Origin of the sequence: uncultured Draconibacterium sp., from assembly GCF_913063105.1 — a bacterium.
Lineage (GTDB): Bacteria > Bacteroidota > Bacteroidia > Bacteroidales > Prolixibacteraceae > Draconibacterium.
Genome location: NZ_CAJXYQ010000021.1, coordinates 1 through 25,513, shown reverse-complemented (window position 1 = coordinate 25,513; position 25,513 = coordinate 1). Strand labels below are relative to the sequence as shown.

Here is a 25,513-nt window from a genome sequence, read left to right as displayed (position 1 = left end):
AAACATAAAACATGTCAGAAATTAAAAATATTCAACCAACAGAGGTTTGGGGCATTTTCGATCAGATGCTTCAAATACCACGTCCATCAAATCACGAAGATGCCATTCAGGCCTGGGCCGTTAAGTTTGGTAAGGATTTGGGACTTGAAACCATTCATGATGAAGCCGGAAATGTTATTATTAAAAAGCCGGCAACTCCCGGAATGGAAAACCGTAAAACCGTTGTGCTGCAAGGTCACCTGGACATGGTTCCGCAAAAAAACAGCGATAAGGAACACGATTTTACCAAAGATCCCATCGAAGCTTTTATTGATGGTGACTGGGTAACTGCCAAAGGAACCACGCTTGGAGCTGACAATGGAATTGGCTCGTCGGCAGCAATGGCGGTTTTAGCTTCAAAAACCATAAAACACGGTCCGGTGGAAGTATTGCTTACCGCAACCGAAGAAACCGGAATGGACGGAGCAAACGGGCTAAAAGCCGGCTTGCTTGATGCTGATATTTTAATAAATACCGACTCGGAAGATGAGGGAGAATTGTATGTAGGATGCGCAGGAGGCGAAGATGCCAATATTACTTTTACCTATACGGAAGAAGAAGTGCCTGTAGGCTTTACTGCTTTAAAACTTAGTGTTACCGGCCTAAAAGGCGGTCACTCCGGAATGGATATCATTCTAGGTCGCGGAAATTCAATAAAAGCCTTTTTCCGCATTCTAAATGCCGCTGAAGGTTTGGGCGTGCGCCTGGCCAGTATCGATGGTGGTAGTTTACGTAACGCCATCCCACGTGAAGCATTTGGTGTTGTACTTGTTGAAGAGGCGAAAGCTGCCGACTTTGTAGCGATGGTGGATGAGGTTGCCGACCAGATAAAAGCGGAACTGGCAGCCACTGAACCCGATATGGCTATTGCAGTTGAAGAAGCAGAAATGCCCGAAACACTTATTGATGCTAAAACACAAAAGAATATAACTGCTGCTGTAGTTGCTTGCCCCAATGGAGTAATTCGCATGAGCGACAGTATGCCCGGTTTGGTGGAAACATCAACCAACCTGGCTATATTTAAATCGGATGCAGGTGCCAAAACCATTGAAGGTGCATGTTTAATGCGTAGCTCGGTTGATACGGCAAAAACGGAGTTGGCAAGCCGTTTAAAAGCTGTTTTCGAACTGGCCGGCGGAACGGTAACATTTAGCGGTGCTTATCCGGGATGGAAACCCAATATGGAGTCACCTATTTTAAAAACCATGCAAGGCGTTTACAATAACAAATGGGGTAAGGTGCCAAAAATAATGGCAATACATGCGGGCCTGGAGTGCGGTATTCTGGCACAAAACTACCCGCATTGGGATATGATTTCGTTTGGACCAACCATTCGTTTTCCTCACTCGCCCGATGAAAAAGTAAATGTGGAAACAGTTGCTAAATTCTGGGAATTTCTGGTACTTACCCTCGAGAGTATTCCTGAGAAATAAATAGTACAGCGACTTTTAGTAGAAAGTATGAAGATAATGAGCCGGTAATTTTACCGGCTTTTTTTTGCCTGAGTCTGTTGTAAGTTTATATTTTCAAACTACCTTGTTCATCAAATTCCCAAAACGGTGCCCATGCAATTTCCCAGGCATGGCCATCGGGATCAGCGAAATAAGCATCGTAGCCTCCCCAAAATGTATTGCGAGGTGGCACAAGCGATTCCCCACCTTTTGCAATAACCTTCTGGTATAGTTCATCAACTTGTTCCTTCGAGTCTAAATTAATGGCCAAAGTTACCCCCGAAAAGCCACTTCTTTTGGGCGAGATAAGCGCATCCTCTGCAAGCTTATCAAGGGGGTATAGGCCTAAAACAATACCTCCATGGTTAAAAAATACAATCTTGTCGTCGCTGTCTTTGGTGGCTTCCCAGCCCAACGCTTGTTCGTAAAACCTTCTCGATATGTTCAGTTCTTTCACACCCAGAGTAACAATATTTAAACGTGGTTTCATTTGTATTTGATTTTTGCGGGTAAAGTAACAGGTGTTTTAATATTTGGGCATCATTGTAATTAATTCTCCTTCAGTTGTAAGCATGTGTCCCATCAGGTTGGCTGTTAAACAGGAATGAACAGGAATTATTTCAACCAGATCGCCAATAGCAATATGCTTAAAATTGCTTGGCGTTACTTTAAGTATGCCATGTTCTTGTGAAAGTTTTGATAGGTAGTTTTTGGTGTCGAGGAGCCGTTTTTCTCCGTCTACATTTACAATTACACGTCCGTAAAGCTCCTTTCCATCAGTATTCTGCAAGGTGTCTTTCGAGAAATGCACAGCACCACCGTAAATAACAATTTCGTTTCGCGAAACGTGTTTGGCTACAACAGGACATACCATTCTTACAGCAATATTTTCCATTTCGCAAACTCCGAGGCTTAGTTGCATTAGGTCGTAAAAAATAAAATTACCCGGGCGAAGCTCATCAATACCGTTAAAATTGCCACAAATACTGGCCGAGGGCGTATCGCCCATACTAAGTTCGAGACCAGGATATTGATTTTGATAATTGTTTTTTAGTTTCTTCAATTTTAGAAGCGCATCAAAATGGCTGCTGAATATTTCGTTGGTCGACCTGGCTGTATATGTATGCCCGGTATGGGTTAAAAAGCCTTTAAAACGAAGTTTGCTGTTGCTTTTCAGAATATCAAGAATTGAATCGATTAGTCCAGTTCGTCCGGCCGGAATCCCAGTTCGGTTGTAACCGGTGTCAATTTTTATAAACACACCCATTTTTTCGTTGGCTTTATTGGCAAGTGCTTCTGCTGCTTCTTTGTTTTCAAGTAAAACATTAAGCTTAATATTTGCTGCCAGCCGGTTGATGCGTTCCAGTTCCAGCATGTTTAAAGGAAATGCGAGCGTAATATCGGTCCAGCCGTTTGAGGCAAAATACTCGGCCATTTGAACGGAAGATACAGTAATCTGACTAATCCCGAATATTCTGAACCATTCACCTATTTTTGCGGCTTGATGTGTTTTAAAATGGGGCCTCAAACGAAGTTTATGCTTTTTAGCTTTAAGCACCATTCGTTCAATGTTTTGAAGGCAAACCTCTTTGTCAACAATAAGTGTCGGTCGTGTAATTTCAATCATAAAAAATTAATGTAACGTTCTTAACTTTTGTGTTAAAGCATTTCGGGTGGTCATTAATTTATTCGAAATTCCCACTTTGTACAAGTGTGGACTGATAAAGCGTTGGTGTTCTTCGGGCAATAGCGCAGCGCGACTTCGGAGGTAGGCATGCAGTAATATGGGGTTTTGACTTTTTAATAGTATCCGGCCATTATGCACAACTTTTTCACGTAATCGTTCGCATTTTAATCCTTCGGTATTGGTTTGTTTCTCTGGGTGTATTCTATGGTGTAAAGTGTTTGCGTCAAGTGGCGACTCATCGGCTAACATTATGCCATCGCGGTAAAATTTTCCTTCGTTGTCGAAATACCGAAGTAGTTGTTTTTTGCCAGGCAAGGTTATTTTTTCAACATTTTCCGAGAATTTCATTTTCGGTTCGCCATCAATTTCGGTTAGTTTATAAACCCCATCAAGGGCAGCATCGTTTTTACCGGTAATCAGTTCAGTGCCAATGCCAAAACCGTCAATGGCGGCCTGCTGATCGTTTAATAAGGTTTTTATTACATACTCGTTTAGTTGATTTGATGCTAGAATTTTAACATGGTTTAGTCCGGCATCATCAAGTAGTTTTCGCGCTTTTTTACTCAGGTAGGCCAGGTCGCCGCTATCCAATCGGATGGCTTTTAGCTGTTCTCCCCGGGCTGCCATTTCGTGCCCAACAGTAATGGCATTGGGGATACCCGACTTTAGCGTGTCGTAGGTGTCAACCAATAAAATGGCGTTGTTGGGATTGGTTGCCGCAAAAGCTCTGAATGCCTCCAGCTCCGAACTGAAACTTTGTACCCAGCTGTGCGCCATGGTACCGCTAACCGGTATGTCGTATATCTTTCCGGCCAATGCATTCGAGGTGGAGGAGGCGCCTCCGATACATGCTGCACGACTGGCAAATAAAGAGCTTAGTCCTTGTGCACGGCGAAGTCCGAAATCGGCAAAAAGTTTTTTCCCCGAAATTAACTTTATACGAAAAGCTTTTGTAGCAATCAGCGATTCGAAATTTAAAATATTCAGGAGCATGCTTTCGAGTAACTGGCATTCTATTATATTGCCTTCAATCGAAAGCAGGGGTTCATTCGGGAAAACAATCTCACCCTCGCGAACACTGGTTATATTGCCTGAAAATTTAAACTTACGCAGATAGTTCAGAAATTCGGATTTAAAACCATTGGCTTGTAAAAATTCGAGATCCGATTCGGTATAAGTAAATTCCTGAAGTGCATCGAGAAAGTCTTGCAGTCCGGCAAAAACCGTAAATCCACCCTGGTAAGGATTGGTTCTGAAGTAATAGTCGAAGGAAGTTTGTTGGTCTTTTTTTCCACATAAAAAGTACCCTTGAGCCATAGTAAGCTCATAGAGGTCGGTGTATAGCCCTAGTTTTTCCTTAAAAATTGATCCCATTTTTGCCCCCACTGAGATGCTTAAAGATAATTAAGAAATACCATTAATTTGATACCTGCACACTTTTTTAAGCAAATTCTTATGTTTATACTATAAAAATTAAATTATTGTCAATAGCGTTAAAGGATACTGATATGATTTAATACAAAAAAACGCCGTTCAATTTTCGTGAACGGCGTTTTTGTATTTATTTTTAAACCTGTTATTCTTTTTCTAGAAGGATGGTTTGGGCACGATTTGGCCCAACCGATGCCACCGAAATTGGAATACCCATTTCGTCTTCAATAAAGTTGATGTAGTTGTTTAACTCTTCCGGAAACTCATTCTGATTTTTAATTTTTGTCAGGTCTGTTTTCCATCCCGGTAATTCCACATAAACGGGTTTTACACTGTCGTTAAGTTCAAATGGAAAATGTTCCACAACTTCGCCATCAATTTCGTAACCCACGCAAACTTTTATGGTATCGAAGTCGTCAAGCACATCAGCTTTCATCATAATCAGTTCGCTAACACCGTTAAGCATGGACGTATATTTCAGTGCTACCAGGTCGAGCCAGCCACAGCGGCGTGGGCGTCCGGTAGTTGATCCAAATTCATTTCCTGCTTTTCTTAGCTTGTCGCCTGTTTCGTCGAACAATTCGGTTGGGAATGGCCCCATACCAACTCGGGTGCAGTAGGCTTTAAAAATGCCAAATACCTTGCCAATAGCTTGAGGTGCAAGCCCCAGTCCGGTACATGCTCCGGCACAAATGGTATTCGAGCTGGTTACAAAAGGGTACGAACCAAAATCAATATCAAGCAGGGTTCCCTGGGCACCTTCTGCCAATACTGTTTTGCCTTCTTTTAGGGCATCGTTAATCATGTGCTCGCTGTCAACCAGCTGGAACGATTTCAGCACTTCAACGCCTTCAAACCACTCTTTTTCACATTCGTTAAGCATTTCCTCGTAATCGTATTTGAAAAATTCGCTTAACATTACTTTGTGGTTGTTGATGCGGGTGGTATATTTTTCCTCAAAACCGTGCACTAAATCGCCAACGCGCAGGCCATCGCGGCCAATTTTATCTTTATAAGTTGGCCCAATTCCTTTAAGAGTTGAACCAATTTTTGTATCACCTTTCTTTTGCTCGGAAGCTGCATCCAGAATTTTGTGTGTGGGCAGAATCATGTGTGCTTTTTTCGAGATAAACAGGTTTTTTGATATGTCGACACCTATTTTGCTCAACGACTCGATTTCTTTTTTAAAAACCATTGGGTCGATAACCACACCGTTGCCAATAATGTTTATTTTATCGCCACGGAAAATGCCGGAAGGAATGGTGTGCAAAACGTGTTTTATATTGTTGAATTCAAGGGTGTGACCGGCGTTTGGCCCTCCCTGAAAACGAGCTATTACATCGTACTCCGGAGTAAATACGTCAACAATTTTACCTTTTCCCTCGTCGCCCCATTGCAGGCCCAACAATACATCTACCTTCATTTTGAGTTTTGATTTTTATTATTCATGCAAAACCGCGAAAACTTAATCATTTTAGATTAACCTTTCACGGCTTTCAAATTAAGCAGTTAAAAGTACTAAATATTTTAATTCATGGAAGTAAAATCTCGGTACTCTGCCCTTATTTTATAATCTGTTAAGAATGAAATCTTTATTCTTTGTTGGTGCTTTCGCCATAAATGTATAAGGTGTGGTGCGAAAGTTTAAAGTTATTTTTATTACAGGCATCTTCAATAATTTCCCTTATACGCGGATCATAAAACTCCACTACGGTTCCATTGCTGGTATCGATTAAATGATCATGTTGAAGCGTGGCAAAAGCTTTCTCGAACTGGGCAATATTTTTGCCAAATTGGTGTTTCACCACCAGCTTGCAATCCAGCAACAAATCAATGGTGTTGTAAAGTGTGGCTCTGCTAACCCGGTAGTTGTTGTTCTTCATCGAGATGTACAACGATTCGATATCAAAATGGCCTTCGCGACAATATATTTCATCAAGAATTGCAAATCTTTCCGGTGTTTTCCGGTGCCCGTTTTTCTCAAGATACTCGGTAAACATATTCCTTACCGTTTCCCTGGTTTTGTGGTTATTCATAATTAAACCAATTTTAAATAGGCCAAAAATAGAAATTTTTTTTATTTTTTTAGAATGAATTTAAATTATTCATCAAGGTTTTCAACCCTGCTTACGTTGTCAATTCCTTTGATTGTTTTAAGTTTCGATATAAGGTTATTTAAGTCGTTGGTATTGTGGATGTAAAGGAATAGATCGCCCATAAATATTCCATCATGAGTTTCGAATTTTACCGAACGCATATTAATGTTATGGCCTTTAGAAATAACGGTGGTTACCTCGTTCACAATTCCCATCCTGTCGAATCCTTGCAGGTTTAAACGGGTAAGGTACGACTGGCGCTTGAATTTGGTCCATTCAACCTGAATGATTTTTTCGCCCTGGTTAGCAATAAATTTACCGAGTTCGCTGCATTTAACCTTATGTATAATTAAATGGTTGTCGGTGCTTAAGTAGCCAACTACAGGTTCTCCGGGAATGGGATTGCAACACTTTGCCAGCGAGAAATTAATATTGTCCTGGTTTTCTTTTAACAAAAAAGGCTTTTTCTTATCAATTTTTTGGTGCTCTTCTTCTTCTTCCTCGTTCTGCCTTTTTTTGTTTCCTGTACCAAAGGTGATGTTCCAGTATTTTACCAGTTTATTCTCCGATTTTTTTCCAATGATATTTTTTACATCATTGAGTTCGAGGAATCCCATGCCAACCTCAGAGTAGAGCTGTTCCTTGTTGTTGAGGTTAAAATGGGCCGTTAATTTTTTCAGGTTATTCGAGGTGAGTGGGGCATTTATTTCTTTAAAAACCTGTTCAATTATCTCTTTACCCTTTTCGGTGTGTTTGCTTTTTTCGAGACGGAATACATTCTTTATTTTACCCCTGGCCTTAGCCGAAGCTGAAAATTTTAACCATTCTAATTTTGGCGTTTGGTTTTCCGAAGTCAGAATTTCAATTTGGTCGCCATTTTCAAGTACATGGCTGATGGGCACAAGTTTGGTGTTAATTTTCGCTCCAATGCATTTATTGCCCAGTTCGGTGTGGATTTCGTAGGCAAAGTCAATAACTGTTGACCCCAAAGGCAGCGAAAACAAGTCGCCTTTGGGTGTAAACACATTAATTTCTGATGAAAATAAGTTCAGTTTAAAGTCGTCCAGAAATTCAAAGGCATCGGAGTCGGTACTTTGTAATAATTCGCGTATTTGTTCAATCCAGGGATCCAGCTCATTTTCAAAGTTCCGAATGTCTTTGTAGCGGTAATGTGCTGCAAAACCATGTTCGGCTACATCATCCATTCGGTCGGTTCGTATCTGAATTTCCACCCAATGGCCTTGTGGCCCCATAACAGTAACATGCAACGATTCGTAGCCGTTGGCCTTTGGCATTGTAATCCAGTCGCGAATACGGTCGGGCTTGGGCTTGTATATGTCGGTAACAATCGATAGTACATCAAAACATTGTCGTTTTTCTGATATTCCTTTTTTTGAATTAACGATAATTCGGATCGCCAAAATGTCGTATACTTCGTTGAAGGCCACCGATTTTTTTTGCATTTTTTGCCAGATGGAGTAGCAGGTTTTCAGCCGGTGGGTAACATTACAATCAACGCCTTCATCTTTAAGTTTCTGGATAATGGGTTGTGTAAATTCATGGACCAGGTAGTTTCGTTTTTCTTCCTGGTTATGCAGCATATACTGGATTTGTTTATATTCTTCCGGATGTTTGTGTTTGAAACTCAGGTCTTCAAGGTCGCTTTTAATGGCATGCAAACCCAGGCGGTGTGCCAGTGGTACGTACAAAAACAAGGTTTCTCCGGCAATCTTAATTTTTTTGTGCGCCGGCATGGAGTCGAGTGTACGCATATTATGCAAACGGTCAGCAATTTTAATCAGAATTACCCGCACATCGTCCGACAAGGTCATTAACATCTTTTTCAGGGTGAGGGCATGTTTTGCATCAAAGTCGCCCGACAGTTTGGTTAGCCCGTCAACAATGCGCGACACCCGCGTTCCAAACATGTTTTCAATATCCGATAAACGATAATCGGTATCTTCAACAACATCGTGCAACAAAGCTGCAACAATTGATGTGGCTCCAAGCCCTAAATCAACCGCAACAATTCGTGCCACAGAGATCGGATGGATAATAAACGGTTCGCCCGATTTTCGTTTAATACCATGGTGTGCCGCATTCGAAAACCGGAATGCCTTTTCGATTCGGGCAAGCCGTCCTTCATCAAACTTATCCTTAATCACTTTAAGGAAATCCTGATAACGGTCTTCAATCTGCCTTATTTCTGCTTTTGTAAAATGTTGCACCTTTTGCTTGTCTGAACTTTATTCGAAACCTGTCTGTAATAAATTTTGAATATATAAATTCTTTCCAATCCCTGCTCTTTGTCCGGCCAAAATATCTCTTTTTTTATCTCCGATCAACACAGATTTAACAGGACTAATATTAAATTGTTCTATGGCCAGGTTAAGCATGCCCGGATTTGGTTTGCGACAATTACATTCGCCTGTAATTGACGGGTGATGCGGGCAATGATAGACTTTTGTTATGTGAATTCCTTGTTTTTCAAGCTGTTGAAGCATCCATTCGGTTAAGTGTTTAAAATCTGTTTCGGTGTAGTATTTTCGGGCAATACCCGATTGATTGGTAACAATAAATAACAGAAAACCTTTATCCTGATAGCGTTTGAGTAGTTCAAAAATTCCGGGAATGAATTCAAAATCTTCAATTTTGTACACATAATTCTTTTCAATGTTTATGGTTCCATCGCGATCGAGAAAAAGAGCCTTATTTTCATTTTTAGTGTTCATCTCCAAAAAGAGCTTTTTCAACTTTCTCGCAAATAATATGGCCCAATAGCAGGTGAATTTCTTGAATGCGCGGTACATTTTCTGAAGGCACCTTGATTATAAAATCGCTGAGTGCATCTAAAGCTCCTCCGGTTTTGCCGGTTAAGGCTACAGTTGTTAATCCTTTTGTTTGGGCAGTTTTAAATGCGTTTACAATATTTTCTGAAGTTCCGGAGGTAGATAAGCCAATTAAAATATCGCCTTTACAACCAAAGCCATCAATGTGGCGGCTATACACTTGCGTAAAATCATAATCGTTTGATACTGCGGTAACAAACGAGGAGTTAACATGGCAGGCTTCTGCCGGAATTGGCCGGCGCTCGAAATTAAATTTGCCTGATAGTTCGGCAGCCAAATGTTGTGCTTCGGCAGCACTGCCTCCGTTGCCGCAAAAAATGGTTTTGTTTCCTGTTTTATAGGCATTTATAATAGTGGTAGTTACCTGGTCTAAGGTGGCTGTAATTTGCTTGTCGGCAAGCACACGTTCGCAAAGTACCGACAATTCTTTAATCTGTTCAGCTGTTTTACACATCAAAAGTTTCTTTAAGCTTGTTGAGTACAAATTTATCAATTGGAAAAGTAATATCGCTCTCTTTCAGGTCTTTTATTTTTTCCCACCGGAAGCTTTGTTGTTCTGCACCTTCTATCTCAAAATCAAAAGCTTTGTTTGTAATTCGAAACTTCAGAGGGGCATGCAAATCAGCCAAAAAGTAGATGCTAATTAGCTGGGCATTTTCGAAATAGAGTGCTTTCTGATAAAAGTCGGTGGTGTAAAAATGCCGAATGTTTTTTAGTTGCTGGCCATTACATTCCTCTTCAAATTCGCGTTTAAGTCCATCAATTAATCCTTCGCCAAACTCTAAGCCACCACCCGGGAATTTGGTCATTTTGGTGTTCAGTACAAACTCGTCAGATAACAGGATTTCGTTTTTGTTGTTTACAATTAATCCGTAAACCCGTATAATAAATTGTCCCATATTAGCCTAATTGTGATGTAATAAAGTTGATGATTTCTCGTGTGTCTGTTGGCTCAAACCAGTTAACTGTTTCGTCGCGCCGAAACCATGTAATTTGTTTGCGGGCGTATCTTCGCGAGTTACGTTTAATTAATTCAACTGCATTGTCGCGTGTAATTTTACCATCAAAAAAAGCAAATAATTCGCGGTAACCAACCGTATTTAAAGAGTTCCATTCTTTTTTAGGATATACTCGCCGGGCTTCTTTTTCCAGGCCAGCCTCCATCATTTTATCTACCCGCAGGTTTATTCTGTTGTGAAGCACGTCGCGCTCGCAGTTTAAGGCAATTTTTATAATGTTGAAATGCCGCTTTTTTTTGGTATTTAAACGAAACGACGAATAAGGTTTACCCGTTTGAATACTAATTTCAAGCGCATGAATAATGCGATTTGGATTTTTTAAATCAACCGTTTTATAGTACTCCGGGTCAAGTTTTTTTAGTTGAAGCCGTAAACTTTCCAGACCTTCATCGGCAAGTTGCTTTTTAAGTGCTGCCCGAATTTCCGGATCGGCATCAGGCATTATGTCTATTCCTTTGCAAATGGCATCAATATAAAGCATTGAACCACCCACCAACAAAAGAATATCTTTTTTTTGAAATAATTGCTCAATCCGTTCAAGTGCTTCCGATTCGTAGCGGCTTGCGTTGTAGTTTTCTTCAACCGAGTGGCTGTGAATAAAATGATGTTTTACGGTGGCAAGTTCGCTTGCTGAGGGTACGGCCGTGCCAATACTCAATTCTTTAAAAATTTGTCGCGAATCGGCTGATACTATTTCTGTATTAAAATGCTGGGCAAGTTTTATGCTTAAATCGGTTTTTCCAATTCCGGTTGGGCCGGTTATTACAACAAGAGTTTTTGGCATGTATTCACGTTTTACCGCAAATTAATGACAAAAAAAAGACTGTTCAAAATATCAAACAGTCTTGGAATTTCTTAAAACATGGATTAAACGTTTTTCCTCATTGATCAGAAATCGTCCATTTCGCCAAAGATTTCAGTGTAATCATCAAGTTCTCCAAAATCCATATAAACTTCTTCCTCCTGGAGTGAACCAGTTTCAAGTTCAACTTCTTCTTCTCCTAAAACCTGAACGGGGGAATCGCCTTGTTTTAAAGCGACTAATGGTTCATTAAGATTTTTTCCCATAATTATTCCAGTTAGTTCTATAAAAAAAGACCTGTCGTTCAAAAAATCGAATGTATAAATAAGATGTTGCCCAACATTTTGCAACAAATCGTGCAGCTTTGTTTTTTGCATAATATAGTAGGCTGCACCGTTTATACCTAAGTCTAACATCGAAATCTCAACCAGCTTTCGCCATCTATTGTTCGAAACAAAAAATGAGGCCAGTTGGTGTGACTCAAAACCAACACTTTTCTGTATAATGCTATGAAAATCGAAAAATGAATGTTTCTCATCCAGAGCAACTTCCAGACGGAAGTTTTGGGTTTCTTGTGAAATAATTTGAAATTGGTATATCATAACTTCACGTTGAATGAAGTTCAAATTTTAAAGGAATTTTTGCAAATTCCAAGAATAATTCAGCTGGAAAAATTGAAAATATCTATCAAAAATCACTTTTTCTGACTTTAGGTAATTGCTTAACAAAATGTCAAACGGTTGGTTTTTAAACTATTTCAAGCGATTTTTGCACGATTTTTTTAAGCGATTAAAAAGACAAATGTTGAGCAATTAAAAAATGTTAAAAAATTTTAAGTCAGGAAAAATCGAACAATCGTGTTCGTTGTTCAGCTTGTCGAAATCTTTGGTGTTTCTAGCCTAAAGGCTTTGCTGCACGCAGCATCTGGCGTTTTCCGGGAGGCCCTGGCAGCCGTTCTGTTAAATATCCTGATCGTTCCAGGCGTCTACGGATTTCCCCTTTTGCACTATAGGTTACCAAAATTGAGTTAGCCGCACTGTGTTCAAAAAGTGTTTTAAAAATCAACTCATCCCACATTTCCGGTTGCTTGTCGGGGCCAAATGCATCAAAATATATTACATCTGCCGGTGGTAGCTCAGTAAAGGAGAAGGTGGTTACATCTACTTTAATTTTTAAAAGATTGAAGTAGGGAGTAATGCTTGTTTTAATATTCCAGGGGACCTCATGTAATTTTGTAAAAACCTGTTGCGCATCCGCTGAAATTAAATCTCCATAATTTAATTTCTCCATTTCATTTGGGGTTATTGGATATTTCTCCAGTGTTATGTAGGTAGTTGGTTTTTGCAAGGAATTGGAATGCAGTGCGGTAATAAGGGCGTTTAACCCGGTACCAAATCCAATTTCTAAAACTACCGGATTTATTGCTTTACTATACAGATAACCCCGTTCGAGGTATACGTAGCGCGATTCTGTTAGTGCTCCGTTAACCGAATGATATTGTTCGTCCATTTCGGGAATAAAAAGCGTTTTAGAACCATCGCCGGTGTTTATTATTTTTCTTTGCATGTTTTAGTAATTTTTTTTTGCTTTAAGGCTTTAGTATGCTAAAAAGCAGGCAATAAAATGTACTTTCCGTTTTTAAAAACCTATTTTTACCGGCCAAAATTAGAAAAAACTATGTTGGTACGTTTATTCAACGAAAATCCTAATCCCCGAGAGATCAGAAAAGTTGTTGATGTGTTACGTGGAGGAGGGGTTATTGTTTACCCAACCGATACCGTTTATGGATTGGGATGCGATATTACCAACCAGAAAGCAGTTGAAAAAGTGGCTCGTTACAAAGGCATACAGGTAGAAAAAAGTAATTTCTCGTTTATTTGCAGCGATTTTAGTCATTTGTCGGATTACACCAAACCCATACCGAATCATATTTTTAAACTGATAAGAAAGAACCTGCCGGGACCTTTTACTTTTATTTTAGAGGCAAACAATAAAGTACCGAAGTATTTTAAAGGAAAGAAAAAGACGGTTGGCATTCGAATTCCGGATAATAATATTATTCGCGAGATTGTTTGCGAGCTGGGTAACCCGATTTTATCTTCGTCGGTACACGACGATGATGAAATATTAGAGTATACAACCGATCCTGAGTTGATTTACGAGAAATTTGCCGATGTGGCAGATCTGGTTATTGATGGCGGCTACGGAGAACTGGTGCCTTCAACAATAATTGATTGTACTACCGACGAACCAACAATAACAAGACAGGGCAAAGGCGAACTGGAGTATTAAATGCGCTTATTCTTTCCAGAATGATGGCGAGAAAAGAACGAGCACGGTAAATAATTCAAGCCTTCCCAACAGCATCAGAAAAGATAAGAACCATTTACCAACAGGTTTAATGTGGTAAAAATTTTCTGCCGGGCCAACACTCCCAAGTCCAGGACCAATATTACCCAAACAGGTTGCAACAGCACCCATCGATGATTCCATGTCGGGTTCAATTAAGGTAAATATAACCGTGCTAAAGGCAAAAATTACAAAGTAAATCATGAAGAAAGCCAATACATTGGTTACAATTTTGGCATCAACCGAGTGCTTGTTAAAACGAACAGGAATAATTGCATTGGGATGAACCAGGCGTTTTAGTTCGTAATAACCATTTTTTAGCAGCACTACTATTCGCATAATTTTTATGCCACCACCTGTTGAACCCGCAGAGCCCCCAAAAAAGAACAACAGAAAAATGAGCATGGTAAGAACCGGCGCCCATGTGAGGTAATCGGCAGTTGCATAACCCGTTGTTGTAATAATTGTTATTACCTGAAACAATGCATCGCGAAAGGCCTTTTCAACCCCAAGTTGGGTAGTTATTAGCAGGCCAATAAATATTAAAGCGGTAAAGCCGAGCGTAAAAAAACTATAATATTTAAATTCTTCGTCTTTATAAGCCACTGAAAATTTACCTTTTATGGCAAAGTAGGAAAGAGTGAAGTTTGTTCCGGCCAGGAACATAAAAATGATTATAACATATTGTATAAACGGCGATGGCCAATGCGCAATACTGGCTTGTTTTGTAGAAAAACCTCCGGTGGCCATTGTGGTAAACGAGTGACATATTGCATCAAAAAACGACATTCCTCCAATCCACAAAAGTAGTGTTTCGGCAATAGTAAAAGCCAGGTAAATTACCCAGAGCGTTTTGGCTGTTTGCTTAATCCTTGGACTTATTTTATCGGGTGTAGGCCCAGGCACCTCGGCCATAAAAAGCTGCATACCCCCAATTCCAAATACCGGTAGAATGGCAAGAGACAAGACAATGATTCCCATGCCTCCGAGCCACTGGGTAATGCTGCGCCAAAAAAGCATACCATGTGGTAATGCTTCAATATCGTTTAAAATGGATGAGCCGGTTGTTGTAAATCCGGAAATTGTTTCAAAAAAGGCGTCGGTAAAACTCGGAATAGAACCACTTATAATGTAGGGCAGACTGCCAAAAAACGAAAAAACAATCCATACCATGGAAACGATTATGAATCCTTCGCGTTTTCCTATTTCTTTTTTTGCTTTTGTGGTTCCAACGGCGATAGCACCTCCAATGGCAAGGTTAATTCCGGCTGAGATCAGGAATGCAAGAATATCCGATTCACCATAAATAAGAGCAACCAGCAGGGCAATGCACATGGCAATACCTTCAACAATTAGCAGAAAACCGAGTACTCTGAAAATGATTTTTAAATTCATGTTCTGGCTGTTTACTTCTATTTGAAGAATCGTTCCAGTTTTTTTATTCCTGATGGCAAAGTGAACACCACCACTTTGTCGCCTTCCTGAATCTGGGTGTACCCATGGGCAATATATCCCATGTTTCCGCGAATTACGCCCCCTATTTTTGCTTCCGTTGGAAAATCAAGATCCTTTATCGGTTTCTGGGTAATTCGGGCACCGGGTTTGGCAATAAATTCAAAAACTTCAGCATCTGATGCCGTCAGGCATTTTACTTTTGAAATTTCGGCATTTAAAGTAAAGCGATAAATATAGCCTGCAGCAATAAGCTTTTTATTGAAAATACTACCAATGTCCATATTGTCGGCCAGGTTCATATAAGCGAGGTTTTCAACTTCAGCAACAGTTCGGCGTACACCAAATGTTTTTGCCAGGTGACAACCTAAAATATTTGTTTCCGAATTTCCGGTGGTGGCAACAAAAGCATCCATTTTTTCAATGCCTTCTTCACGAAGTAGGTTGAGATTACGCCCGTCGCCATTAATTACCAGAACTTTTTCAAATTTATCAGCGATTTTTTCGCATTTTTTGCGGTCACCTTCAATAATTTTTATTCGATAATTTTCGCCGAGTTTCTCTACCGCCTTTTGGGCAATTCGACTTCCTCCCAAAAACATTATGTTTTTAACTTCGAACAGTTTCTTGCCGGTAAGTTCGTATACGTTATTTTGTTCGGCCGGTGTGGTAACAAAAAATACGATGTCACCATTTTTTATAAAATCATTACCGTTCGGAATAATCGTTTCATTATCGCGGTTTATGGCAACAACCAGCAGGTGTTGGTTTTCCTGCGAGAGTTCTTCAAAGGTTTTATTAAGTACCGGGGCATTTTCGCGAACTTTAATCCCCATCATAATCAGTTTCCCGTTTGAGAACTCGATGAGCTGTCGTGTTGCTGTTTGTTTTACCGATGCAACGATCTCTTTTGCGGCCAGGCTCTCGGGATAAATAAGCTCGTTAATACCAAGATTATTTAGTTTGGCCCTGTATCTTTCCTGAAGATATTCTGAGTTGTTAATTCGTGCAATTGTGCGACTTACTCCTAAATATGAAGCCATAGAGCAGGCCAACACGTTCCGTTCTTCGAAAGGGGTAACTGCAATAAATAAATCGGATTTTGCAAGATCAGTACTTTTTAAGTCCTGAAAAGAGTGAGCCGACCCTGTTACTGCCATCAAATCTACCTCGTTACTAATCTTCGATAATTTCTCTGGCGAATCGTCTAACAGGGTTATGTCGTGATTTTCATTGGTTAACATTCGTGCTAAATGCGTACCAACTTCACCTGCACCCGCAATAACAACTTTCATCTGTCTGTATTATTTAATAGAGCAAAATAATGCATTCTGTTTTTAAACTCCATTTAAAATTGACTTTAATTAGTGGCTTCCAACATTAAATTAACATACTAAATTACGAATTGTCGCATGTAATTTTCGGGAAATTAGCAAAATAATCCAACAGGTTTTGTTCTTATTTTGCAAAATGGTGGTATTTGCGTGCTTTTTACCAATGGATGGTAAATGCTCCCTGGCTGTATAAACTATGTTTGTAGTTTTGTTGAGTATTTACCGAAGATGACGGGTAGTAGTAAATAGCCGTTTGATGGACTTTCTTTTTATCTTGATGAGGCGTTAGCGCTGATTGGTAAAATGTTAGGGATGGCATATCCCTTTTTGGAGTTGTCGTGTTTTGCTGGATAAACAATATTTTTTTTCCTTCAAAAACCAATAGCTCTTTTTGAATGCATAAATGATTGTCGAGGTAGTTGGTTTTGGGTGTTAGAAATGTAATTTTTTTCAGTCTTTTTTTTCGTTTAATGTTTTGAAGAGCGAAAAAACGGTAATCGTCGGTAGATATTGAGTCGTAGGAAACAACATACATCTGATTTGATGTGATGAAACAAGCGGTTGTTTCTTTTACATTCAGTACAATTATTTCTCGTGTATGCATTTGGTTGTATTGTGTGTAAAGAACAGATAAAACCAGCAGGAAACTACCGGCCAATGCCGATTTAAGAAAAACTGCTTTGCCCTGCGCTATTAAAAACAATAACGATACTAAAATGAAAATTACCAGCACTAAATCTGTTTTATGAAGCACCAGCTCAACTGTTGAAAATGGAGCAGTTTCGAGTGTCGAAAGTACAAAGAATACACTTTTGATAATCCATTTAATTATAAAAGATATGGCAGCACCGACCCACGGAAGAGAGGATAAAATAAGCAACGATAACCCCAAAGGGATAAGCACTGTGGCGGCCGGAATTACGATCAGGTTACTGATTAAAAAATAGGTGGGAAACTGGTTAAAATAGTATGCCGATAAAGGGAAGGTTGCTATTTGAGCAGCAATGGAAACAGTGGCAAGGTTCCAGAAAAAGAGAAGGATTTTGTTTTTTACCTGCCACAGACCTGCAATTTTTGGTTGCAAATACACGATTCCGAAAACAGCTGAGTACGACAGTTGAAAACCAACTTCAAAAAGATTATTCGGGTTGATAAGCAAAAGTAAAAATGCCGAGGCGGCCAACGAATTATAAATATTGGCACGACGATTTATATTGGATGCAAGAATTATAAGGCTGAACATGGTGCATGCACGCATTACCGAAGGCGATAAACCTGTTATAAACGCATAAGCCCATAAAAAGCTAATGCTTGCAACTACATATACATATTTTCCCAAACGTCTTTTTTGTAAAAAACCAAACAAATAAGAGAATACAAAAAACAGGATTCCCACGTGCAAACCCGAAACTGCAAGCACATGCATGGCACCTGCAGACGAGAAAATGTGTTTGGTTTCCCGGTCCAAATCTCTTTTGTACCCAAGGGTTAGTGCTGATAAGATTTCGGTTTCCTGTTTCCCGATGTTCTGGGAATGGTAGATTTTGAGCAGTTTGTTACGCACTTTTTCTGCTAAAATAGCTCGTGATTGTTGCTTGAAACCACTTATGGTGTAGCTGTCCTGATTTAAATAAACTTGCCTGTAAACCTGTTTTCTTTCCAGGTATTTTTTATAATCAAATTCATATGGATTGCCCCGGTTCTCAATAGCATTGGGGTGTTGCCTGAAAATAATCTGCATTCCAGGTTGCAGATTTTCTGCTTTCTTCGTTTTCTCAAAGTATACCAATAACTTTTCACGAGCTGTAAATAATGAATCATTAATCAAAATGTTGTTAATGGTAAGCAGGCTTTTAAAAGAGTTGTTTTTTTCTTGCGGGGCTTCTTGTATTGTTGCAATATAGGCTTCGGCTTTCGGTGCAGTTTGTTTTGCCAGGTGCGTATTGAAAGCTATCGCTCCAAGTAGGATAAATATAATAAATGAAAGTCCACCAAATAAAGTTACAACATAAAACCGGTACCATTTATTTAAGAAGCTAAGTACACCAATTATGCTCAATGCCAGTAATACAGCAATTGTTGTATTGATGCTGATTGCAGATGCCAAAAATACACCAAGGGCAAATGCCGCGGCGATTCGTAAAAAGGGTATTTTATTAAATGTGTTTTCCAAATCTTTCGCTTGAAGGATTAACTTTCAAACGAAAATAATGGAGTAAGGTTACATTTATTTCGGAATTCTTATCCGATAGTGTGGTTGCACCTTCCCTTTCGAGATAGCAAGTAATTTTCCCTTTAAGAGCCTCTTGCGTAGCGGCGATAAATGGTCAACAAATAAAATACCTTCTAAATGGTCGTATTCGTGTTGTATTACCCGGCCCGCGAAGCCTTTGAATGTTTCAAGGTGTTCGGTAAAGTTTTCGTCCTGGTACTTAAGGGTTACTTCATCTGGGCGGCTCACATCTTCCCTAATTTCGGGTAAGCTAAGGCAACCTTCGTTCATGGTCCATTCATCGCCCTTCGTTTCAATAATTTGTGGATTTATAAAAACTTTCTTGAAATTTTCCAATTCAGGTTCTTGGTCGGCGCCTGCCGATGCATCGATAACAAACATACGGATTGGCATGCCAACTTGTGGCGCGGCTAAACCAACACCGTCAGAGTAATACATGGTTTCCCACATATTGTCGATAATCTCTTCAAGTTTTGGATGCTCTTTTTCAATCACTGTGGCTTTTTTTCTTAAAACCGGGTCGCCGTATACTGTAATCGGATATTTCATGTAGTTAAATGCTTTATCGTTTATTTTATTTTGCGAAACTTTTGCCTGTCGTAATCAGATTAATTCCTTTCAGTTTCACCTCAATAAATTTCTTTTTTGTTCTAAATAATTTTGAAGAATAATTGTTGCACTTATGGCATCAATTAATGCTTTATCTTGTCTTTTTTGCTTCTTTAGTCCGCCATCAATCATGGTTTGAAATGCCATTTTCGATGTAAAACGTTCGTCGTAAATCTCCAATTTAATTTCCGGATATTTCTGTTGAAATCTTTTTAAAAACGGATTGATAAACCTAACAGATTCCGAGGCCTGGTTGTTCATCTGTTTAGGGTAGCCAACAACCACAGCCTCAACCTTTTCTTTCGAAAAATACTCCGTAAGGAAATCCCAAATGGTGTGTGTGGCAATTGTTGTTAAGCGGTTGGCAATTATTTGTTCCGGATCGGTAACTGCCAGTCCGGTTCTTTTTTTTCCGTAATCAATTGATAATATCCGGGCCATAGTTTTTATTAAAAATCGGTGCAAAAGTAGAGAGAATTGCTCAGAAAAAAAAGCAACACCCCTATAGTTTAAATGTTGTGGTAATTTGCAGGTTTTAAAGTACTTGCATTTTTGGCACACGCTTTGCATTTATCTGGGTAGATATCGATTTTTATTTGGCGCCAACAGAGCAAAGCAAACAAATTGTTGAATTTTAAAGTCTATTGTCATGAAAGCAACAACATTTAAATTGTTTGCCACGATGATTACTCTGGCGGCAATTACAATTATAACAACAACTCCGGCTGAAGCACAACGACGGTCAACTTCAAGAAGTGCTGAAAATCATAAAACGACAAGCAGGAGCAATAAAAAAGAGTTAAAAACGAAAAGTGCCACAAAAAGCTACCGGCACTCAACTCCTTCAAGATCAGAAAGCAAAGTTCGGTCTTCCGGTGCATCAAAACGATCAGGCTATGCAACGCGTTCGCAGTCGGCAAGCAGGTCAGACGGTAAGTCTCGAAACATCGAGCGAAAAACCACACCACAACGCAGCACAAACAGGGGTGTTGACTTAAAAAGCCGAAATTATAGTAACGGAGGAAGAACAAACAGTGCTACTGCCAACCGGCAAAAAACGGCCACTGGCAATAGTGAGTCCCGAAAAACATACGCAACTACCAGGAAGCCTGCAACGAGTAGTTCAAACGTGCGTAGAACAACCGGAACCCGCACCTCCGATTCGCAGCGTTACTATCATGTTGATAAGAATGATAAGCGATACACGCCAAACAGAAACTATAAGGGGAGTAAACAGTATTGGAGTGGAAATAAGCGCTCGCGCGAGATGAATTACAACTATAAAAACAAAAAGTATTACTCGCATTATAACTATCATAAAAAAGCGCATTGGGACCGAGGTTGGGAACGATACAGATGGAATCACAACAGCTGGCTCGATTACTACAACGGGTATCATCCATACGCCTACCGCTATCATAAGCACTATTATTACCACAACCATTACGGACACGTTATTCGCAGGTTTGATTACCGTCCTTCGGTATTTGTCCACAATCATCATAATTACTATTGCTACGATGGCCATTTTTTCAGGTACAGAAGAGGGATTGGATACGTTTTAGTGAATATGCCTTTTGGATTTTCATTTAACTACCTGCCGCACGAATACGAACGGGTATATGTTAATGGTTACTTGTATTTCAGGGTAGGTAATTTGTTTTTTGAATCTACAAACCTGGGGTTTAGACTGGTTCATTACCCTGACCGGTATTATGCATACAACGATGACTATCATAACCGGGGGTACATTTTTGACGATGATTATTATTACGAGCCGTATTAGATAGACTAAACCTGTAGTTAATACTGTTTCTGCAGCACTGCCCGTTGTTATGAATTTAGCAGCGGGCAGTTTCATTGCAGAACTATAGTTGTTCAGCCGGATTTATTTTGAGAATATGTTATTGAAACTGTTTTTTAATCGAACATTTTCCCTATTTTTATTAATCCAAATACAAGGTTTATGAGTACTAAACTTAAACGAGATCAACTACCCAAAGAGAAAGCTGAAAATTGGAAAAATAACTTCAGAGACGAAGCAGAAGATACCTTTAACTTAAAGTTGGCTCCAATAATTTTACAAAAGGCAACCTACAAATCGCTCATTGGCGAAAATGAAAACCGAGTAAGGGTTTACTTAGGATTAGAAGAAACAACATCAGAAGGCAAATATGTTTTGTGTGCCTTTGCCGTTTCTTCTTTTTTATTGGGTAGCGGCGATGTGTATGCCGATTATGAAACTCCGGTGTATAAACTGGAGCCACAGAATATTGATTTCTCAGATAACACCCGTAAGGTAATAGAAAGTATTCGTTTATACCGCAAGTGGCGCGCAGGAGAAATTGATGCTGAAGCAAAAGGGGCTGAATACCGGCAGTATATTTATCCGAATGCCTATTTGCTTACCAAATTTGAGTTGCACGAACTGTTTAATGCCCAAAACCGGGAAGAGATTAAAATTGAATTTGGTATTCAGAAAACAATGGATGTAATTGTTAGTGCAGCATCCCTAAAAGCGTCTGAAAATAAAGATACAGAAGAATTTAATACTGCCGGTTTGTGTCCGCCGTATTGTGACGAACGGAGTATTTATAATTCCTAAACAATAGATTCAAATTTTTACATTTTTTGCATAATTACAATGGTTTTATGCACTGTTCACTAACATGAAGGTAGGATTACTTGATTTGTTTTATGAATCGCCGCGCTTAAAAGCAGCAAGAAAAACGAGTTTGCTTCGATTTTGATAAAAAAAGAGCCGCTTTGAAAAAAGCGGCTCTTGCATCTATATCTGAAAAAATTATTTCAAATTAGCTTGTGCAGCAGCTACACGTGCAATAGGTACACGGAATGGAGAACATGAAACGTAATCCAAACCTGTTCTGTGACAGAACTCAACTGATGATGGCTCACCACCGTGCTCACCACAAATTCCTAATTTAAGATCGCTGCGAACTGAACGACCTCTTTCTGCGGCTATCTCAACCAACTGGCCAACACCTGTTTGGTCAAGTGCTTCAAAAGGATCTTGCTTCAGAATACCTTTTTCAATGTAAATAGGTAAGAATTTAGCCGCATCATCGCGCGAGTAACCAAAGGTCATCTGTGTAAGGTCGTTGGTACCAAACGAGAAGAATTCAGCAGCTTCAGCAACTTCGTTGGCAGTTAATGCAGCACGAGGAATCTCAATCATTGTTCCGACCATGTAGTCTACCTCAACACCTTTTTCTGCCATCACCTCAGTTGCAACAGAACGGATAATTTCTTCCTGAATTTTGAATTCTTTCACAGTTCCGATAAGTGGAACCATAATTTCAGGTTTCGGATCTAATCCTTCTTTTTTCAAATCGCAAGCCGCTTCAATAATAGCGCGAGCCTGAGTTTCTGTAATTTCAGGATAAGTATTTCCTAGACGACATCCACGGTGACCCAACATGGGGTTAAATTCGTGCAGTCCTTCAACTTTTTCTTTAACTTCTTCAAAAGAAACACCTAGTTTCTCAGCCATCTCTTTTTGAGAAGCTTCATCGTTAGGAGTAAATTCGTGCAATGGTGGATCCAACAAGCGGATAGTTACACCAAATCCGTCCATCGCTTTCAAAATTCCGTAGAAGTCTTCGCGCTGGATTGGAAGCAATTTTGCCAAAGCAGCTTTGCGTCCTTCCACATCATTTGCAAGAATCATTTCACGCATTTTCCAAATACGGTCGCCTTCAAAGAACATGTGCTCTGTACGGCAAAGACCAATACCTTTTGCGCCAAATTCGCGTGCTGTTTCTGCATCGGCAGGAGAGTCTGCATTGGTACGAACATACATTCTTGTATTGTTTTCAGCCCATTGCATTACTTTTCCAAAGTCACCATCTAACGATGGAGTAATTGTAGCAACTTCACCATCGTAAACTTCTCCGGTTGATCCGTTCAACGAAATAAAATCACCTTCTTTGTATTCTTTGCTGCCAATTTTCATTGAAGTCATGGTAACAGTGATACCTGCAGCTGACGAAACACAACATTTACCCATACCACGTGCAACAACGGCAGCGTGAGAGGTCATACCACCTCGCTCAGTAAGAATACCTTCAGCAGCATACATTCCTGCCAGGTCTTCAGGTGAGGTTTCGCGACGAACTAAAATTACTTTGTTCCCTTTTTCTGCTAATTCAACAGCTCTGTCGGCCGAGAAAGCACAAATACCTGTTGCAGCACCCGGAGATGCAGGCAAACCTTTACTCAAAACAGTTGCACTTGCAATTGCTTCTTTGTCGAAAACAGGATGAAGTAATTCGTCCAGTTTGTTAGGCTCCTGACGCAGCAATGCAGTTTTTTCGTCAATCATACCTTCTTCAAGCATGTCAACAGCCATTTTTACCATGGCAGCACCGGTACGCTTACCGTTACGGGTTTGTAACATCCAAAGTTTACCATCCTGGATAGTGAACTCCATGTCCTGCATATCTTTGTAGTGGTTTTCCAGTTTTTGCTGAATATCGTTCAATTCGGCATAAACTTCCGGCATAGCTTCTTCCAACGATGGGAAAGTTGCTTTACGAACTTCTTCCGAAGTCCCGTTACGCTCGGCCCAACGACGCGATCCAATCAAGGTAATTTCCTGTGGCGTACGTACACCTGCAACAACATCTTCTCCCTGAGCATTAATCAGGTATTCGCCATTAAACAGGTTTTCGCCGGTAGCGGCATCACGCGAGAAGCAAACACCTGTGCCGGAAGTTTCGCCCATGTTACCATAAACCATGGCCTGAACGTTTACAGCAGTTCCCCATTCTTCAGGAATTTGTTCTTTTTGGCGGTAAAGAATAGCACGAGGCGTATTCCATGAATCGAATACCGCACAAACAGCACCCCAAAGCTGATCCCAAGGATTAGTAGGGAAGTCTTTTCCGGCTTTCTCTTTTACAATGGCTTTAAATTCTTCAACAATTGCTTTATAATCTTCAGCTGGAATTTCAGCATCAGTTTTATAACCTTTCTCGTCTTTTACTCTGTCCAGCACTTCTTCGAACGGATCGTGCTCGCCTTCTTCAGCTTCAACGCCCATAACAACATCGCCATACATTTGAATGAAACGACGGTACGAGTCGTAAGCAAATTGCTCGTTACCCGATTTCTCGGCCAAAATTTTAACAGCATCATCGTTCATACCAAGGTTCAATACGGTATTCATCATACCTGGCATAGAAACTCGTGCACCTGAACGAACTGAAAGCATCAATGGGAAAGCTTCGCCTTTTGTGCCAAACTTTGCATTCATTGCCACTTCGGTATCAGCAATAGCTTTTTCAACTTCAGCTTTTAGCATATCAATAACTGCATCTTTGCCTAGCTTGTTATATGCTGTACAAACTTCTGTAGTGATAGTAAATCCGGCAGGAACCGGAACACCGATCAGGTTCATCTCTGCTAGGTTTGCACCTTTTCCTCCAAGGAGGTTTTTCATGTCTGCTTTACCTTCTGCCTGTCCGGCACCGAAGGTATATACATGCTTTGTCATAAAATTGAAATTTTAGTTATAATATTAGAATATAAATCAAATTTTTAACGGGTCGCTAAAGTACGCTTATTTTTCCAATTTAGAAAGTTTTTGAAGTAGTTTGCGGCCTGTTTTTGAGGCTCGTACGATTTGGTATTCAGTTATTTCGCTATTTGTATGTTTATGCTATTGTTTAGTAGCATTTTGCTTGTTGGCTGGTGGCTGAAATGCATTAAAAAATAATTGTTAAATTTTAGTATATTTTAATTTCTGAAGGTGTACTTAACAATATTGAGATTTCAATGTAATGGTTGTTTGGCGTAGATGTTAACATTCTTTAACTTCCATTGATACGAGTTAACTAAAATCCACCGTATTTTTGAATTATAGAATTTGAATAGTTTAAGTGTTTTTTCATAGAGAATAGATTTGGTTAGGTTAGGAAACAGAGATGATGGAAGTTATCTCTGTTTTTTTATGCACTTAGGTGAGTCCTTGTTCAAAAATCCCATTTTGTAATCAACAGTTTTTGGATCAGTTAGAATTTCAGGTGGAGCAACTTATTTAATTAGCTTGCTATAATATGAAAGTCGAATCAATTAATAAGCTTAAACCCTCGCCGGGCAGGCCTTCATTTAGCTAAGGCTGATTTCCGCTGCGCTCCAATT

General features: G+C 39.8%; 22 protein-coding genes. 4 read left to right on the top strand and 18 right to left on the bottom strand.

Annotation, left to right across the window (positions count from 1 at the left end; translation table 11 throughout):
• The first annotated feature begins 11 nt into the window (after nucleotides 1-11).
• Complete coding sequence (locus tag QZ574_RS16875) at nucleotides 12-1,472, top strand: aminoacyl-histidine dipeptidase (protein ID WP_297091694.1); 1,461 nt, start codon at nucleotides 12-14, stop codon at nucleotides 1,470-1,472.
• An 85-nt stretch (nucleotides 1,473-1,557) separates the two neighbouring features.
• Here the strand turns inward: QZ574_RS16875 and QZ574_RS16870 are convergent, their stop codons facing one another.
• The 12 genes from QZ574_RS16870 to mnmD form a co-directional block, all read right to left on the bottom strand.
• Nucleotides 1,558-1,980, bottom strand: a complete 423-nt coding sequence (locus QZ574_RS16870; protein WP_297091693.1) for a VOC family protein — start codon at nucleotides 1,978-1,980, stop codon at nucleotides 1,558-1,560.
• A 36-nt stretch (nucleotides 1,981-2,016) separates the two neighbouring features.
• Entirely contained in the window at nucleotides 2,017-3,117 is a 1,101-nt protein-coding gene (locus QZ574_RS16865) for an alanine racemase (RefSeq protein ID WP_297091691.1), read from the bottom strand.
• Between the two features lie 6 nt (nucleotides 3,118-3,123).
• The gene (locus tag QZ574_RS16860) at nucleotides 3,124-4,551 is read right to left on the bottom strand and encodes a nicotinate phosphoribosyltransferase (RefSeq protein WP_297091689.1); all 1,428 of its coding nucleotides are present in this window, start codon (nucleotides 4,549-4,551) and stop codon (nucleotides 3,124-3,126) included.
• A 202-nt stretch (nucleotides 4,552-4,753) separates the two neighbouring features.
• The gene (locus QZ574_RS16855) at nucleotides 4,754-6,031 is read right to left on the bottom strand and encodes an adenylosuccinate synthase (RefSeq protein ID WP_297091686.1); all 1,278 of its coding nucleotides are present in this window, start codon (nucleotides 6,029-6,031) and stop codon (nucleotides 4,754-4,756) included.
• Between the two features lie 169 nt (nucleotides 6,032-6,200).
• Nucleotides 6,201-6,644 (bottom strand): transcriptional repressor, encoded by a 444-nt coding sequence (locus QZ574_RS16850; protein ID WP_297091685.1) that lies wholly within the window; start codon nucleotides 6,642-6,644, stop codon nucleotides 6,201-6,203.
• 65 nt (nucleotides 6,645-6,709) lie between these two features.
• Nucleotides 6,710-8,932, bottom strand: coding sequence for a RelA/SpoT family protein (locus tag QZ574_RS16845; protein WP_297091682.1), 2,223 nt, complete (start codon nucleotides 8,930-8,932; stop codon nucleotides 6,710-6,712).
• An 18-nt stretch (nucleotides 8,933-8,950) separates the two neighbouring features.
• A complete protein-coding gene (locus QZ574_RS16840; protein ID WP_297091680.1) occupies nucleotides 8,951-9,436 on the bottom strand; it encodes an HAD family hydrolase in 486 nt (161 codons plus the stop codon).
• Nucleotides 9,426-10,007, bottom strand: a complete 582-nt coding sequence (locus QZ574_RS16835; RefSeq protein WP_297091679.1) for an SIS domain-containing protein — start codon at nucleotides 10,005-10,007, stop codon at nucleotides 9,426-9,428. The genes QZ574_RS16840 and QZ574_RS16835 overlap by 11 nt, the downstream gene beginning before the upstream one ends.
• On the bottom strand, nucleotides 10,000-10,452 hold the full coding sequence (locus tag QZ574_RS16830) for an NUDIX domain-containing protein (RefSeq protein WP_297091677.1): 453 nt from the start codon (nucleotides 10,450-10,452) through the stop codon (nucleotides 10,000-10,002). The genes QZ574_RS16835 and QZ574_RS16830 overlap by 8 nt, the downstream gene beginning before the upstream one ends.
• A gap of 1 nt (nucleotide 10,453) precedes the next feature.
• Nucleotides 10,454-11,356, bottom strand: a complete 903-nt coding sequence (gene miaA, locus QZ574_RS16825; RefSeq protein WP_297091675.1) for a tRNA (adenosine(37)-N6)-dimethylallyltransferase MiaA — start codon at nucleotides 11,354-11,356, stop codon at nucleotides 10,454-10,456.
• A 104-nt stretch (nucleotides 11,357-11,460) separates the two neighbouring features.
• Entirely contained in the window at nucleotides 11,461-11,976 is a 516-nt protein-coding gene (locus tag QZ574_RS16820; RefSeq protein WP_297091673.1) for a hypothetical protein, read from the bottom strand.
• A gap of 292 nt (nucleotides 11,977-12,268) precedes the next feature.
• Nucleotides 12,269-12,940 carry a tRNA (5-methylaminomethyl-2-thiouridine)(34)-methyltransferase MnmD gene (mnmD, locus tag QZ574_RS16815; RefSeq protein ID WP_297091672.1) on the bottom strand — a complete coding sequence of 224 codons (672 nt, stop codon included), beginning with the start codon at nucleotides 12,938-12,940 and terminating at the stop codon, nucleotides 12,269-12,271.
• 111 nt (nucleotides 12,941-13,051) lie between these two features.
• Between mnmD and QZ574_RS16810 the strand changes: the two genes are divergently transcribed.
• Complete coding sequence (locus QZ574_RS16810) at nucleotides 13,052-13,666, top strand: L-threonylcarbamoyladenylate synthase (protein WP_297091669.1); 615 nt, start codon at nucleotides 13,052-13,054, stop codon at nucleotides 13,664-13,666.
• Nucleotides 13,667-13,672: 6 nt separating this feature from the next.
• On the opposite strand, the gene QZ574_RS16805 is transcribed toward QZ574_RS16810, so the two are convergent.
• The 5 genes from QZ574_RS16805 to ruvX all read right to left on the bottom strand — a co-directional run bounded on the left by QZ574_RS16805 (nucleotide 13,673) and on the right by ruvX (nucleotide 19,792).
• Nucleotides 13,673-15,118, bottom strand: a complete 1,446-nt coding sequence (locus QZ574_RS16805; RefSeq protein WP_297091667.1) for a potassium transporter TrkG — start codon at nucleotides 15,116-15,118, stop codon at nucleotides 13,673-13,675.
• Nucleotides 15,119-15,135: 17 nt separating this feature from the next.
• Complete coding sequence (trkA, locus tag QZ574_RS16800; RefSeq protein ID WP_297091665.1) at nucleotides 15,136-16,470, bottom strand: Trk system potassium transporter TrkA; 1,335 nt, start codon at nucleotides 16,468-16,470, stop codon at nucleotides 15,136-15,138.
• Nucleotides 16,471-16,666: 196 nt separating this feature from the next.
• Nucleotides 16,667-18,682 (bottom strand): ComEC/Rec2 family competence protein, encoded by a 2,016-nt coding sequence (locus QZ574_RS16795; protein ID WP_297091663.1) that lies wholly within the window; start codon nucleotides 18,680-18,682, stop codon nucleotides 16,667-16,669.
• A gap of 54 nt (nucleotides 18,683-18,736) precedes the next feature.
• Nucleotides 18,737-19,291, bottom strand: coding sequence for a peptide deformylase (gene def, locus QZ574_RS16790; protein ID WP_297091661.1), 555 nt, complete (start codon nucleotides 19,289-19,291; stop codon nucleotides 18,737-18,739).
• 75 nt (nucleotides 19,292-19,366) lie between these two features.
• A complete protein-coding gene (ruvX, locus tag QZ574_RS16785; protein ID WP_297091660.1) occupies nucleotides 19,367-19,792 on the bottom strand; it encodes a Holliday junction resolvase RuvX in 426 nt (141 codons plus the stop codon).
• 208 nt (nucleotides 19,793-20,000) lie between these two features.
• Here ruvX and QZ574_RS16780 point away from each other — a divergent pair, with 208 nt between their 5' ends.
• Nucleotides 20,001-21,137, top strand: a complete 1,137-nt coding sequence (locus tag QZ574_RS16780) for a hypothetical protein (RefSeq protein WP_297091657.1) — start codon at nucleotides 20,001-20,003, stop codon at nucleotides 21,135-21,137.
• Nucleotides 21,138-21,317: 180 nt separating this feature from the next.
• Complete coding sequence (locus tag QZ574_RS16775; protein ID WP_297091655.1) at nucleotides 21,318-21,956, top strand: hypothetical protein; 639 nt, start codon at nucleotides 21,318-21,320, stop codon at nucleotides 21,954-21,956.
• Between the two features lie 198 nt (nucleotides 21,957-22,154).
• Here the strand turns inward: QZ574_RS16775 and ppdK are convergent, their stop codons facing one another.
• Nucleotides 22,155-24,866, bottom strand: coding sequence for a pyruvate, phosphate dikinase (gene ppdK / locus QZ574_RS16770; RefSeq protein ID WP_297091654.1), 2,712 nt, complete (start codon nucleotides 24,864-24,866; stop codon nucleotides 22,155-22,157).
• Nucleotides 24,867-25,513 lie beyond the last annotated feature (647 nt).

Coding starts and splice junctions, on each gene's coding strand:
- def (WP_297091661.1), bottom strand. CDS start 19,291: ATGAAATATCCGATTACAGTATACGGCGACCCGGTTTTAAGAAAAAAA.
- QZ574_RS16830 (WP_297091677.1), bottom strand. CDS start 10,452: ATGGGACAATTTATTATACGGGTTTACGGATTAATTGTAAACAACAAA.
- QZ574_RS16865 (WP_297091691.1), bottom strand. CDS start 3,117: ATGATTGAAATTACACGACCGACACTTATTGTTGACAAAGAGGTTTGC.
- ppdK (WP_297091654.1), bottom strand. CDS start 24,866: ATGACAAAGCATGTATATACCTTCGGTGCCGGACAGGCAGAAGGTAAA.
- QZ574_RS16870 (WP_297091693.1), bottom strand. CDS start 1,980: ATGAAACCACGTTTAAATATTGTTACTCTGGGTGTGAAAGAACTGAAC.
- QZ574_RS16875 (WP_297091694.1), top strand. CDS start 12: ATGTCAGAAATTAAAAATATTCAACCAACAGAGGTTTGGGGCATTTTC.
- QZ574_RS16775 (WP_297091655.1), top strand. CDS start 21,318: ATGAGTACTAAACTTAAACGAGATCAACTACCCAAAGAGAAAGCTGAA.
- QZ574_RS16820 (WP_297091673.1), bottom strand. CDS start 11,976: ATGATATACCAATTTCAAATTATTTCACAAGAAACCCAAAACTTCCGT.
- mnmD (WP_297091672.1), bottom strand. CDS start 12,940: ATGCAAAGAAAAATAATAAACACCGGCGATGGTTCTAAAACGCTTTTT.
- QZ574_RS16850 (WP_297091685.1), bottom strand. CDS start 6,644: ATGAATAACCACAAAACCAGGGAAACGGTAAGGAATATGTTTACCGAG.
- QZ574_RS16780 (WP_297091657.1), top strand. CDS start 20,001: ATGAAAGCAACAACATTTAAATTGTTTGCCACGATGATTACTCTGGCG.
- QZ574_RS16855 (WP_297091686.1), bottom strand. CDS start 6,031: ATGAAGGTAGATGTATTGTTGGGCCTGCAATGGGGCGACGAGGGAAAA.
- QZ574_RS16860 (WP_297091689.1), bottom strand. CDS start 4,551: ATGGGATCAATTTTTAAGGAAAAACTAGGGCTATACACCGACCTCTAT.
- QZ574_RS16810 (WP_297091669.1), top strand. CDS start 13,052: ATGTTGGTACGTTTATTCAACGAAAATCCTAATCCCCGAGAGATCAGA.
- miaA (WP_297091675.1), bottom strand. CDS start 11,356: ATGCCAAAAACTCTTGTTGTAATAACCGGCCCAACCGGAATTGGAAAA.
- QZ574_RS16805 (WP_297091667.1), bottom strand. CDS start 15,118: ATGAATTTAAAAATCATTTTCAGAGTACTCGGTTTTCTGCTAATTGTT.
- QZ574_RS16840 (WP_297091680.1), bottom strand. CDS start 9,436: ATGAACACTAAAAATGAAAATAAGGCTCTTTTTCTCGATCGCGATGGA.
- ruvX (WP_297091660.1), bottom strand. CDS start 19,792: ATGGCCCGGATATTATCAATTGATTACGGAAAAAAAAGAACCGGACTG.
- QZ574_RS16835 (WP_297091679.1), bottom strand. CDS start 10,007: ATGTGTAAAACAGCTGAACAGATTAAAGAATTGTCGGTACTTTGCGAA.
- trkA (WP_297091665.1), bottom strand. CDS start 16,470: ATGAAAGTTGTTATTGCGGGTGCAGGTGAAGTTGGTACGCATTTAGCA.